Raw genomic sequence first — 11,784 nt, forward strand, 5'->3', positions numbered from 1 at the left:
CAGTGGCGAAGGTCAAGGGCAGCTCCGGAAGTTCATGCGTCGGCTCTTCTACGCAGCCACGGCCGGTTTGGATTCGTTTCAGTATCGCCGTGATCTAATCGCGCCGATGGTGCGTATGCCGAGCATGAACACCGCCCGACAACCCACGGCGCCAGCCTCTTCGCGGAATCCATCGCGGTCGCCCTGGCTGTCGATCGTGACCCTGCACCCAAGCCGCGACACGATGCCCACAAGCGAAGAACTCAACCGGCTGGCCCAGGCCGTGGCGCAATCCGCCGACCGCCAGGCCTTCGCGGCCCTGTTCAAACATTTCGCGCCCCGCGTGAAGACCTACCTGGTCCGCCTCGGCACGGCCGACGGGCTGGCCGAGGAGCTGACGCAGGAAGCGATGGTGAGCGTGTGGCGCAAGGCCGGCACCTTCGACGCCGAGCGCGCCAGCGTGTCGACCTGGATCTTCACCATCGCGCGCAACCTGCGCGTGGACCACTTCCGCCGCATGGGCAATCGCACCGTCGAGGCCGACGAGCACGATGCCGACGAGATGGCCGACACCCAGCCCCAGCCTGACGAACTGCTGCTCACGCACCAGCGCGAGGCTGGCCTGCGCCAGGCGATGGAGCGGCTGCCGGCCGAGCAATTGCGCGTGCTGCGCCTGTCTTTCTACGAGGAACAGCCTCACGCACAGATCGCCCGCGAACTGGGCATCCCGCTGGGCACGGTCAAGTCGCGCGTGCGGCTCGCCGTGATGCACCTGCGCCGACTTCTCGACGGACTCGAATGATGACGATCCAGCACCATCCCGACGACGACCTGCTCCTCGCCCTGGCGACCGGCAGCCTCGCGCGCGGCCACTCGGTGGTCGTGGCCAGCCACCTGGAACACTGCGCGCAGTGCCGACAGCGTGTCGAGATGCTCGAAGCCGTGGGCGGCGCGATGCTGGACGCGCTCCCGCCCACCCTGCTGGCGCCCGAAGCGCTGGCACGCACGATGGCTGCCATCGACGCACCCGTGGAACGCGCCAACGCCCGCCAGCCGGCACCGCACCCCGAACTGCCGGCCGGCATGCGCTGGCCGCAGTCGCTGGCCGGGTGCAGCGCCACCCGCTGGCGCTGGCTCGGCCCCGGCATGCGCTGGAGCCGCGTGACGCTGCCCGACGATTCGGCCGCCAATGTCTTCCTGCTGCGCATCGGTGCCGGCAAGAACCTGCCGGCGCACACCCACAGCGACTGCGAACTGACCCAGGTGCTGTACGGCGCCTTCCATGACGGCCGAGCCCGCTTTGGCCCCGGCGACTTCGACGAGGCCGACGGCAGCTTCGAGCACCAGCCGGTGGTCGAGGCCGGCGGCGAATGCATCTGCCTGGCCTCGGTCGACGGCCGCGTGCTGTTCAAGGGCGCGATCGCGCGCACGCTGGGTGCGCTGGTGGGTATGTGACAGCGCCCCGGCCGCTCAGCGGCCGGTGATCGCCATCGTGATGCGCGCTGCCGCGGCGGCCGACACCGCCGTCACGAAGGTGCCCCAGCACAGGTCGGCGATCGTGACCGTCCACGACCAGTTCTTGAGCGTCGCCTGGTTGGTCAGGTCGTAGGTCGCATACGCCATCAGCCCCAGCATCGCGCCGTAGCCCAGCGCGGTCATCCAGCGGCCGCTCTGCAACGCCGGCGTGACGGCGAAGACCACCACACCCGCGATGTAGATCAGATAGAAGGCCACGGCGGGCGCCAGCGCAAAACGCTCCAGCATGATCGAACCCATCGCGGGCCGGTAGAGCCGGTCGGCCATCGTGCCGAGCCAGATGGCGTCGAGCGCCAGGAAGACGACGGCCGTCGAGATGTAGGCAATGGCGTAGTGCCGGATGGACATGGGGAGCTGCTCCTGGAATCGATGGCGCGGCACGGATCGTGCCTCGACTCCGTACGCATCGGGGGCCGCGCCCGGATCACCTCAGGCGATAGCTCAGCTTGCGCCCACCGCCGACGGTCGAGTCCAGCCCGACCCACTCGCCTTGCGCCGTGTACCAGACATCCACCGGCTGCGCCGGCCCGTCGATGCGCCAGCGCACCGCCGGCACCGTCTGCCCGCGCGCCTCGACCGTGCCGCTGGCGACGCGGCTGACCTGCACTGCTTCGTGGCGACCGGTCTGCGCATTGAGCAGCCGCGACTGCTGACGGATGGCGGGGTTCCAGTAGGCGAAGCTCATGGCGCAGCCCTCGATCGGCTGCGTATCCTCCCCCGTCACCACCTTCAACACATCGCCCGCGGCCTCCGCCGTGACGCGGCTCGGAGTGCCGTCGTCGTCGGTGCTCGCCACGAGCGAACGCAGGCAGTTACCGCGCCACTGCTCCGCTGCCCGGTGCGTGTAGCGGTAGACGGTCAGGCCCATGAGCTTCACCGCAAAGCGCGCATCGCTCAGCACCGTGCGCGCCTCGGGCGGCCCGCCGACGGTGAAGCGGTGCTCGCCGATCGGCTTGTCGTCGAGCAGCACCTGAAAGTCGTAGGTGGTGTCGGCGGCGCCGGCCACCAGCGGCACGGCGCTCAGCCAGGCCGCGATGCCCAAGCGCCATCGCGCACTCACGCCGGGTCCTTCGGCGGCCCCGGCACGAAGGCGTTGGTGCGCGCGATGTAGTCGCGGTAGGCCGGGCGGCGCTCGGTGATGTCCTTTTCCAGCAGGCTCACGCCCGACACCTTGAGCAACAGGACCGTCATCAGCAGCGGCGACACCACGCTCCATGCCGCGCCCCAGCCCGCGCCGCCCAGGGCGACCAGCCACAGCCCCCACCACACGCAGGCTTCGCCGAAGTAGTTGGGGTGGCGGGTGAAGCGCCAGAGGCCACGATCCATCACCTGGCCCCGATGGCGCGGGTCGGCCTTGAAGCGGGCCATCTGCGCGTCGCCGATCGCCTCGAAGACGATGCCGAACGCGGCGAGCGCCAGCCCGGCGATGTCGAGCACACCCCACGGCCGCATATCGCCGAGCGCGGCCAGGAAAGGCGTGGCCACGACCCAGGCCAGCACCGCCTGCAGCAGGAACACCAGGTACAGGCTCTTCACCCCGAAGTTCGGCTGGTTGCGTTGGCGGATCTGCCGATAGCGGCGGTCTTCGCCATGGCCCCAGTTGCGCCACGTGATGAACAGGCTCAGCCGCAACGCCCAGAGGCTGCCCAGCGCCAGCATCCACAGCGGGCGTGGTCCGGCTTCGGGCGTCTGCAGGAAGAACACCCAGCCGGCCCCGACGATGGCCAGCGACCAGACCCGGTCGACCAGGCTGGCGTCGCGTCGCACCAGGCTCGCCGCCCAGGTGAGCAGCAGCACGCCCACGGTGAACCCCAGGCCAGCGAAGGCGACGGACCAGCGCAGCTCAGACACGGGCCGGCTCCGGCACCGCCACGCCATCGAAACGCGTCGCGAGCGTCACCATCACCGGCATCAGCACCGCCCACACCAGCGCCAGCGTCCCCAGCGCCTCGGTCGGATGCAACAACTGCGCCCCACCCAGCCGCGCGCCCGAGCTGAAGGACAGCGGCCCCAGCGCCGCACCCATCACCGCCGCCAGCACCGTGCGGCCGCGCAGCCAGCGCATCGTCACATTGAGCGCGATGGCGAGCAGCCCCCAGAGCGCCACGATCCAGTAGGGCGCCAGCGTCGGCCACGGCTGGCCGGACGGATAGGCCACGTGGCCCTGCCGAACGATCGCGGACTCGACGACGACGCCGATCAGGCACGCCAGCGCCACCAGCAGCGCCTCTCGCGCGGGCCGGGCCGACACCGCCAGGTGCCAGGCGACGGCGGCCGCCACGCAGGCGGTGCCGAGCAGCGGCCGCTCGTGCGCGGCACCCAGAACCGCGGCGAACCAGGCGCATTGGAAGACGACCGCGTTGGTCCACTGCATCGCACGCGTGGGCCACAGCGTCGGCGACATGGCGCTTGGCAAGGCGGTGTCGACGGAAACGTGCATCACGCCACCAGCGAAGCGACGCTGGGCGCCGATCGCACCGGCGCGGGCCGCACGGTCTCGACACGCACCCGCTTCTCGAACAGGTAGTGGCTGACCCACCAGCGCTGCCCGCCGTCGTAGCCGAAGAGTTCCGACACCGACAGGAAGAACAGTCGCCACCGGACCCACCACACCGAGGCGTCAGCGCCGTAGGTCTGGCGGAACAGCGGCATCAGCGTCGCGGCACGGTCGTCCATGTTGCGCAGCCACGCCTCCGCGGTGCGCTGGTAGTGCGTGCCATTCCAGCGCCACTGCTGCAGCACCCGCAGGTCGTCCTGGCAGTGCAAGGCGAGGTCATCGCTGGGCATCATGCCGCCCGAGAAGAAATGGCGGCTCATCCAGTCGCTCGCATCGCGTTCGACGAACGGGTACGGCGCCCCGCGGTAGGCGAAGACGTGCATGAAGAACCGGCCCTCGTCGCGCAGCCAGCGGGCCACGTTGGCGAAGGCCTGCGGCCAGTTGCGCAGGTGCTCGAACATCTCGACCGACACCACGCGGTCGAAGCGCGCGGCCGTGTCGAACACGTTGATGTCGCAGGTGACGACCCGCACGTTGGTCAACCCCAGGCGCTCGGCCTCGGCCTCGATGTGGGCGCGCTGCGAGTGCGAGTTCGACAACGCGGTGATGCGGCTGCCGGGGTAGCGCGCCGCCATCCACAGCGTGAGCGACCCCCAGCCGCAGCCGAGCTCGAGCACGTCCTGCCCGTCGGCCAGGCCGGCACGTTGGCAGGTGGCGTCGAGCGCAGCCGCCTCGGCGGCCGACAGCGTCTGGACGCCCTCGGGCCACCAGCAGCTGCTGTATTTGCGGTGCGCGCCCAGCACCTCGCCGAAGAAGGCGGCGGGCACTTCGTAATGCTGCTCGTTGGCTTTCTCGGGCAGCGGCGCCAGCGTGGCCCCGCGCATCTCCTGCAGAAAGGCGGACGTCAATTCGGCCGCCGCATCCGTCTCGTCCGCATGCATCTCGCCCAGGCGCGCCTTCAACAGGCGGCGAATGCCGACGCGGATGAGGCGGTCGGGCACCAGCCCCCGCTCGACGGATCGGATCGCGATTTCGGTGGCATGCGGCATGGGCGTTTCCTCGGGCACGGCCCCCGGATGCGGAAAGGCCTGCCAACCTTACGCAGCGAGCGACGCCTTGGATCAGCCGCTGTCCGCCCCGCGTCGCCTCGCCAGCTGCCGTGGTTCGCTCCTACACCACGACTGCGCGCCCACCGAGCGCCTGCGGCCCTTGTCCGCGGCACGCTGTGCGCTGTTCGAACTCACCTCCCCGACTGGAACCCCTTTCATGAAAATCGTGCTGTGGATCATCTTCATCATCTTCCTCATCGGCCTGGCCGTCGTGTTGGGGCTCGGCAAGCTGATCTTCTGAATACATCCGCTTTCGCACCCGCTCCCGCCCATCGGCGGACACCTGGCGCGCGCAGAATGGCGACATGCCCATCCGCTACGACATCGTCCACACCACGGTCTACCGCTACCGCACGCCCGTGACCTTCGGCGAGCATCGCGTGATGTTCCGCCCGCGTGACAGCCATGACCTTCGGGTGCTGGCCACCGACCTGCAGGTGAGCCCGGAGGCGATCGTCCGGATGATCCAGGACCCGCACTCCAACTCGGTGGCGCTGGTGCAACCGATCCGGCCGGCCACCGAGCTGCGCCTGGTGTGCTCGTTCACCATCGAGCGGGCCGACGTGACGCAGGACCTGTCGCTGCTCGCCCCCTCGGCCGAATACCTGCCCTTCGCCTACTCGGTGCAGGACCGGCTCGACCTCGAGCACTACCTGCGGCCCCACCATGACGACCCGGACGGGAAGCTGATCGCCTGGGCGCACCAGTTCTTCCGGCACGACGGCCCGACCGGCACGCGCGACCTGCTCAGCCGGATGAACCAGCACATCAACCAGAACTTCCGCTACGAGACGCGCGATGAGGAAGGCACGCAGACCCCGCTGCAGACGCTGGCCCTGTCCAGCGGCAGTTGCCGCGACTACGCCTTGCTGATGATGGAAGCCGCCCGGCGCCTGGGTGTGGCCACGCGTTTCGTCTCGGGCTACCTGTACGACGCGGCGCTCGACGACAACGCGGTGGGGAACGGCGAGGCGACCACCGGAGCGGGCGCAACCCATGCCTGGCTGCAGGCCTACCTGCCCGGTGCGGGCTGGGTGGCTTACGACCCGACCAACAACCTGCTGGGCGGCAGCCAGCTCATCCGCGTGGCGGTGGCCCGCGACCCGGCCTTCGCCGCCCCGGTGTCCGGCAGCTGGTACGGCGAGCGCGATGCCTACGAGGGCCTGGACGCCACGGTCCAGGTGAAGCGGCGCCCGGGTTGAAAAACAGCCGTGTAGGTGCTGTCCTAAAGCGGCAGTAAATCACAACTGTTAACTTGGCGAATCCCAGCCCGCGGATGGGCTCGCTACAGTCGGCGACTTGGTTACATTCAGTTAACAATGACCCCCACTTTCGACCCCGCTCAAGTTGCAACCGCGGCACCCGGCAAGCACACCGATCCGCAACACATCGCGACGGCGCTTCACGCGTTGGATCAGGTGCTCGGCACCCTGAAGCAGCGCGACAACGTGCCCTTCTACGGCCCCACGCTGCTCGCGTCGATGAACGAACTCGACCAGCGCCTGGCGGTGGAGGCCGAGCAGGCCCGCTACGGTGCAGAGCCGGAGCATTCGGCCCTGCAGTTCTGCGTGACGGCCGCGATCGCCCTGCTGGAGGTGAGCCAGGCGCTCATCCACCAGGCGCAGAACCCGACGCCGCAGGAGCGCGAGCGCCAATGGAAGACGCTGGTGGCCTATACCAAGACCGCAGGTCGGTCGGCCTACCGCGCTGCATCGATCCTGACGGACCAGAAGGACTACTGATGCAACCGTTTCGCGACGCCGCGTGACGGGTCTCGTCTGTCCGAACTGCGGCACGGGCAACCGCGCCAGCGCCAGCTTCTGCATGCGATGCGTGACCGCACTCGCGACGGACGGGCTGCCGAACGACGAGCGCACGGTACGAATCGCCCCGCCCGCCGGCGCCGTGCCGCTGCCGGCCGCGCCAGCACCGGCGGCCCGCCCGGGCGCGTCGGTGCACGCGCTGCCCGACGGCGCCACGCTCGGCAGCTTCCGTATCGAACGATCGATCGGTGAAGGCGGCTTCGGCATCGTCTACCTGGCCTGGGACGCGGCGCTCGAACGGCATGTGGCCATCAAGGAATACATGCCCTATGCGCTGGCCTCGCGCGAGGGGGAAACGCTCGACGTCAGCCTGCGCACCGAGAACGACCGGCCGGTGTTCGACGCCGGCCTGAAAAGCTTCGTGAACGAGGCCCGGTTGCTGGCCCGCTTCGACCACCCGGCGCTGGTGAAGGTGTTCAGCTTCTGGGAAGCGAACCGCACCGCCTACATGGCCATGCCGTACTACGAAGGCCCCACGCTCAAGGCGGCGCTGGCCGCGCTGAAGCGCCCGGCCTCCGAACAGGAACTGCGCGCCTGGATCGCACCGCTGCTCGAAGCGCTGACGGTGCTTCACGGCGAGCAGTGCTACCACCGCGACATTTCCCCCGACAACGTCCTGCTGACGGCCGGCGGACCGTTGCTGCTGGACTTCGGCGCCGCGCGCCGCGTGATCAGCGACCGGACCCAGGCGCTGACCGCCATGCTCAAGCCCGGTTTCGCACCGATCGAGCAGTACGGCGGCACGATGCTGCAGGGGCCGTGGACCGATCTCTACGCGCTGGCCGGCGTGGTCCGCTATGCGATCACCGGCCGGCCGCCGGTGGCGTCGGTCGCTCGCGTCGTCGACGATGCCCAGCGGCCACTGGCGCAGACGCATGCGGGCCGCTACAGCGAAGGCTTCCTGCGGGCGATCGACACCGCGCTCGCGGTGCGCCCCGAGGACCGGCCGCAGGACGTCACCGCCTTTCGTGCGCTGCTGGCCGTCGGGCAGCCGAGCGATGACGAAGGTGATGATGACGGCGACGGTTTCGCACGCACCCAGCGCATCGCGCGGGACGAGGCGGCGCCCACCGCCGTCGGCGCGCCGACGGCGCACGACGACCACCATTTCTATGCGACCACCCTGCGTGCGCCGATGGCCTTGCCGCCTCGGCGGCGCGCGCTGGCACCGATGCTGGGGGTGATCGCCCTGGCCAGCGCAGCGGCGGCGATGTGGTGGGCCTGGCCTGCTGCATCGGTGAAGCCGACGGCGGCGCAGCCCGATGCCGCCCCGACGGCAAGGGCGGCCCCTGCAGCAGACAGTGCGGCGCCGGCGCCCACACAAAACCCGCCCATGCTGGCCCCATCGGCACCGGTGATCGCTCCGCCGGTCGCGGTCGACACCGCCCCTTCACGGCCGGCTGCCGTCGCCAAATCGGCCCCTCTCGGCCCATCCACGGAACGCGCGCTCCCCCACCCGAGTGCAGCCAAGTCCGTGCAGCCCCGAACGACACGCAGCGAACAGGAGGTTACATCCTCCTACACACAGGCTGCGCGGCCGCCTAAGTGCGGCGAGCTGGTCCTGAAGGCATCGTTGGAGGCGCTCGCTCCAGACGAGATGGCTTTCCTCAAAAGCAGATGCCGATAACACGCCCCCCGAACCGTCCTTGCGCGCCCCGCTCCGCATTCATCGCCCTCTGCCTTGGCCTTGCCGGCGGCATGCTCGTCGTGGGTTGCGCCGCACCGGCCAAGCCCCCCACGGCCGCCATCGACAACGAGAAGCGTCCGCTGGCCGATGCGATCCGGGTCGCGACCGCGGGCTTGCTTCAACAGTTGCCACAGAACGCCGGAAGAGAGCGCCGGGTGGCGGTGCTCGACCCGACGCTCGATGCCGGCACCGGCCAGCAGACCAACGCAACGATCTTGGTGGACAAGGCCGTCGCTGAGCAGGCCGCGCAAGGCGGTGCGTTCGAGGTGCTGCCCTTCGAGGCGACCAGCCTCGCCAAGGCGAGCCACCTGCTGACCGGCACGCTGCAACGCACGCAAGGCGGCTACGGCGTGAACCTCGCGCTGGTCGACCTGAAGGCCGGCACCGTGGCGGCCCAGTCGTCCGCGATGGCCCGACCCGACGGCGTCGACATGCGCCCCCTGGCCTACTACCGCGACAGCCCGGTGGTGGTGAAGGACAAGGTGATCGACGGCTACGTGCGCACCGCCATCACGTCGCCCGGCCAGAAGGCCGACGCGAACTACCTGCAGCGCATCGCCGCAGCCACCGTCATCAACGATGCGACCATGCTCTACAACGCGGCGCGCTACCGCGAGGCGCTGGGCGAATACCGCAGTGCGCTCTCGATGCCCGCGGGCGACCAGATCCGCGCGCTCAACGGCCTGTATCTGTCGCACGTCAAGCTCGGACAGATGGCCGAGGCGGAAGAGGCCTTCGGCCGGCTGGTGTCCTATGCCATCGCGGCGAACAGCCTGGGCGTCAAGTTCCTCTTCAACCCAGGCAGCGTCGACTTCTGGGCCGACCCGAAGGTGACCAGTGCCTATGGCATGTGGCTGCGGCAGATCGCCAAGCAGACGAGCGCGGCGAAAGTCTGCATGGACGTCATCGGCCACAGCAGCGCGACCGGCACCGAAGCGGTCAACGACGCGCTGTCGCTGCGCCGCGCGGCCTCGATCAAGCGCCGGCTCGGCGTCGAGATGCCCGAAGTGCTGAACCGCCTGCGCACCCAGGGCATGGGCGCCAAGCAGAACATCGTGGGCACCGGATCCGACGACGTGGTCGACGCGCTCGACCGCCGCGTCGAATTCGCGATCATCGATTGCCCGGTCTAGGCCCTGGCCGTTGGATCGCAGCGCTGCTGGTCGCCGCGGCGGTCGGGACGGCGTACGCCGTCTACACCGGCGCGTTGTACATCCCCGACCGCCACAACCCCTGGGCGCCGCTCGACGCGCAGGCCCCACCCGACCGCTGGGCCCACTTCAAGCTGGCGCGCGCCAAGGCCGACCCGGCGCGCTGCCTCGCCGCACTCGCGCGCACCGACATGCAGTACGAGCCGGTGCCGGATCGCAGCACCGGTGAAGGCTGCGGCTTCAGCAATGCCGTGCGCCTGCAGTCCGCCGCGGTGCGCTTCGGCGGCTCGCTCACGCTCAGTTGTCCGATGGCGCTGTCTTTCCATCAGTGGGAGCGGCATGGCCTGCAACCCGCGGCCGCTGAGCGCGTCGGTCAGCGCCTGGTCGCCATCGAGCACGCAGGCAGCTACGCCTGCCGCAACATCAACCGCGGTGAAGGGGCAGTGCCGGGCGCATCGCGCAGCCGCCATGCGACGGCCGATGCGCTGGACGTGACGGCGTTCGTGCTGGCGGACGGCCAGCGCGTCACCGTGCAGAACCGGTGGAGCCTACCCGCGAACGACAGTGATCGGGCCGGTCACCTGCTGCTGCGCGACGCCTACGCCGCGGCATGCCGCTACTTCGACGGCGTGCTGGGGCCGGACTACAACGCCGCGCACCGCGACCACTTCCATCTGGAAACCGGCGGCTATTCGATGTGCCGCTGAGCGCACACGCAAGCCCCGGCTGCAGTGCGCGGTTCACCTTGTCTGCAGGACGAGGCGACGACGTGCTGTGGCGACGTGACATAAGGCCGCAATCGTGACGGCGAATGCAGGGCTGTCCCTCAGCATTCCTGGCGGCCTGCCGATAGGAAGAAGCGCCCTCTTCGCCTCTTCCCACCCGCACCGCACACCGCCGGCACAACCACTCCACCAAAGCCATCATGAACGCGTTCTACAACCTGAAGCTCGCCAGCAAGCTGCTTCTGTCCTTCATCTTCGTCCTCGCCCTGACCGTCGGCCTGGGTGTGTTCTCGGTCATCCAACTCAGCAAGGTCAACCAGAAGTCGACCGACCTGGCCGAGAACTGGATGCCCAGCGCCCGCATGCTGCTGGAACTCAAGACAGATCTGGCGCGCTACCGCACGAACGAGCTGCAGCACATCATGTCGGAGACCTCGGAAGACCGCGGCAACTACGAGAAGGCCATGGGCATCCTGTGGGAGCAGTTGCAAAAGAACCTGGTCACCTACCAGAAACTGCCGGCCGAAGGTGAAGAGAAGGAGCTCGGCCAGCAGCTCACGGCAGCGATGGCAGCGTACAAGCCGCTGCACGACAAGGTCATCGCCGCCTCGAGCGCTCAGCAAGATGCCGAGGCACGCACACTGATTCGCGGACAGGCGCTGCAGGTCTATCGGACGACCACCGGCACGCTGGACAAGCTGGTGAAGATCAATGTCGACGGCGGCACGCAAGCCAGCGCCGAGGCAAGCACGCTCTATGCGTCGTCCCGCGCCTGGGTCATCGGCGCGATCGTCGGTGCCATCGCGATCGGGCTCGCGCTCGCAGTCTTCATCGCCCGTCTGGTTGCCACCCCGCTGCGCCAAGCCGTCCAGATCGCCCAAACCGTCGCGGCGGGCGACCTCACCAGCCGCATCGAGCCGAAGACGACGGATGAGACCGGGATGTTGCTCAGTGCGCTGAAGGCCATGAACGACAGCCTCGCCAAGGTAGTCGGCGAAGTCCGCCACGGCACCGACACCATGGCCACCGCCTCGAGCCAGATCGCTTCGGGCAACCAGGACCTGTCCTCGCGCACCGAGCAGCAGGCCAGCTCGCTGGAAGAGACCGCTGCGTCGATGGAAGAACTCACCTCGACCGTCAAGCAGAACGCCGACAACGCGCGCCAGGCCAACCAGCTGGCCGTCTCCGCCTCGGAAGTGGCCGTGCGCGGCGGCAGCGTGGTCAGCCAGGTGGTCGACACCATGAGCGCGATCAACACCTCCAGCCGCAAGATCGTG

14 protein-coding genes are annotated in these 11,784 nt (G+C 69.2%); 9 read left to right on the forward strand and 5 right to left on the reverse strand.

The window, feature by feature from the left end:
- Window positions 1-223: 223 nt before the first annotated feature.
- Together ACSFA2_RS22475 and ACSFA2_RS22480 are read left to right on the forward strand one after the other, a co-directional pair.
- Window positions 224-781 carry a sigma-70 family RNA polymerase sigma factor gene (locus ACSFA2_RS22475; RefSeq protein WP_435457542.1) on the forward strand — a complete coding sequence of 186 codons (558 nt, stop codon included), beginning with the start codon at window positions 224-226 and terminating at the stop codon, window positions 779-781.
- Entirely contained in the window at window positions 781-1,434 is a 654-nt protein-coding gene (locus ACSFA2_RS22480) for a ChrR family anti-sigma-E factor (RefSeq protein WP_435457543.1), read from the forward strand. Before ACSFA2_RS22475 ends, ACSFA2_RS22480 begins: the two co-directional genes overlap by 1 nt.
- A gap of 15 nt (window positions 1,435-1,449) precedes the next feature.
- Here ACSFA2_RS22480 and ACSFA2_RS22485 read toward each other — a convergent pair whose 3' ends face one another.
- The 5 genes from ACSFA2_RS22485 to ACSFA2_RS22505 form a co-directional block, all read right to left on the reverse strand.
- Entirely contained in the window at window positions 1,450-1,863 is a 414-nt protein-coding gene (locus ACSFA2_RS22485) for a DUF2177 family protein (RefSeq protein ID WP_435457544.1), read from the reverse strand.
- A gap of 76 nt (window positions 1,864-1,939) precedes the next feature.
- Complete coding sequence (locus ACSFA2_RS22490; RefSeq protein ID WP_435457545.1) at window positions 1,940-2,575, reverse strand: DUF6134 family protein; 636 nt, start codon at window positions 2,573-2,575, stop codon at window positions 1,940-1,942.
- Window positions 2,572-3,366, reverse strand: coding sequence for a DUF1295 domain-containing protein (locus ACSFA2_RS22495; protein WP_435457546.1), 795 nt, complete (start codon window positions 3,364-3,366; stop codon window positions 2,572-2,574). The genes ACSFA2_RS22490 and ACSFA2_RS22495 overlap by 4 nt, the downstream gene beginning before the upstream one ends.
- Complete coding sequence (locus ACSFA2_RS22500; protein WP_435457547.1) at window positions 3,359-3,955, reverse strand: DUF2878 domain-containing protein; 597 nt, start codon at window positions 3,953-3,955, stop codon at window positions 3,359-3,361. The genes ACSFA2_RS22495 and ACSFA2_RS22500 overlap by 8 nt, the downstream gene beginning before the upstream one ends.
- Window positions 3,955-5,061 (reverse strand): SAM-dependent methyltransferase, encoded by a 1,107-nt coding sequence (locus ACSFA2_RS22505; protein WP_435457548.1) that lies wholly within the window; start codon window positions 5,059-5,061, stop codon window positions 3,955-3,957. Before ACSFA2_RS22505 ends, ACSFA2_RS22500 begins: the two co-directional genes overlap by 1 nt.
- Before the next feature lie 67 nt (window positions 5,062-5,128).
- On the opposite strand from ACSFA2_RS22505, the gene ACSFA2_RS22510 reads away from it, so the two are divergent.
- The 7 genes from ACSFA2_RS22510 to ACSFA2_RS22540 all read left to right on the forward strand — a co-directional run.
- Window positions 5,129-5,362, forward strand: a complete 234-nt coding sequence (locus ACSFA2_RS22510) for a small membrane protein YohP (RefSeq protein ID WP_435457549.1) — start codon at window positions 5,129-5,131, stop codon at window positions 5,360-5,362.
- Between the two features lie 64 nt (window positions 5,363-5,426).
- Window positions 5,427-6,323, forward strand: a complete 897-nt coding sequence (locus ACSFA2_RS22515) for a transglutaminase family protein (protein ID WP_435457550.1) — start codon at window positions 5,427-5,429, stop codon at window positions 6,321-6,323.
- Window positions 6,324-6,440: 117 nt separating this feature from the next.
- A complete protein-coding gene (locus tag ACSFA2_RS22520) occupies window positions 6,441-6,863 on the forward strand; it encodes a hypothetical protein (protein WP_435457551.1) in 423 nt (140 codons plus the stop codon).
- A 91-nt stretch (window positions 6,864-6,954) separates the two neighbouring features.
- A complete protein-coding gene (locus ACSFA2_RS22525) occupies window positions 6,955-8,571 on the forward strand; it encodes a serine/threonine protein kinase (RefSeq protein ID WP_435457552.1) in 1,617 nt (538 codons plus the stop codon).
- Window positions 8,572-8,642: 71 nt separating this feature from the next.
- Window positions 8,643-9,764, forward strand: a complete 1,122-nt coding sequence (locus tag ACSFA2_RS22530; RefSeq protein ID WP_435457553.1) for an OmpA family protein — start codon at window positions 8,643-8,645, stop codon at window positions 9,762-9,764.
- Window positions 9,752-10,489, forward strand: coding sequence for an extensin-like domain-containing protein (locus tag ACSFA2_RS22535; protein WP_435457554.1), 738 nt, complete (start codon window positions 9,752-9,754; stop codon window positions 10,487-10,489). Before ACSFA2_RS22530 ends, ACSFA2_RS22535 begins: the two co-directional genes overlap by 13 nt.
- 218 nt (window positions 10,490-10,707) lie before the next feature.
- A partial coding sequence (locus tag ACSFA2_RS22540) for an MCP four helix bundle domain-containing protein (RefSeq protein WP_435457555.1) occupies window positions 10,708-11,784 on the forward strand: 1,077 nt, incomplete at its 3' end.

Source organism: Variovorax cryoconiti, from assembly GCF_051216395.1.
GTDB lineage: Bacteria > Pseudomonadota > Gammaproteobacteria > Burkholderiales > Burkholderiaceae_C > Variovorax.

What these genes read in the sequence shown, in the direction of transcription:
- ACSFA2_RS22475 (WP_435457542.1), top strand. Translation starts at nt 224, where the DNA reads ATGCCCACAAGCGAAGAACTCAACCGGCTGGCCCAGGCCGTGGCGCAA.
- ACSFA2_RS22480 (WP_435457543.1), top strand. Translation starts at nt 781, where the DNA reads ATGACGATCCAGCACCATCCCGACGACGACCTGCTCCTCGCCCTGGCG.
- ACSFA2_RS22485 (WP_435457544.1), bottom strand. Translation starts at nt 1,863, where the DNA reads ATGTCCATCCGGCACTACGCCATTGCCTACATCTCGACGGCCGTCGTC.
- ACSFA2_RS22500 (WP_435457547.1), bottom strand. Translation starts at nt 3,955, where the DNA reads ATGCACGTTTCCGTCGACACCGCCTTGCCAAGCGCCATGTCGCCGACG.
- ACSFA2_RS22505 (WP_435457548.1), bottom strand. Translation starts at nt 5,061, where the DNA reads ATGCCGCATGCCACCGAAATCGCGATCCGATCCGTCGAGCGGGGGCTG.
- ACSFA2_RS22515 (WP_435457550.1), top strand. Translation starts at nt 5,427, where the DNA reads ATGCCCATCCGCTACGACATCGTCCACACCACGGTCTACCGCTACCGC.
- ACSFA2_RS22520 (WP_435457551.1), top strand. Translation starts at nt 6,441, where the DNA reads ATGACCCCCACTTTCGACCCCGCTCAAGTTGCAACCGCGGCACCCGGC.
- ACSFA2_RS22530 (WP_435457553.1), top strand. Translation starts at nt 8,643, where the DNA reads ATGCTCGTCGTGGGTTGCGCCGCACCGGCCAAGCCCCCCACGGCCGCC.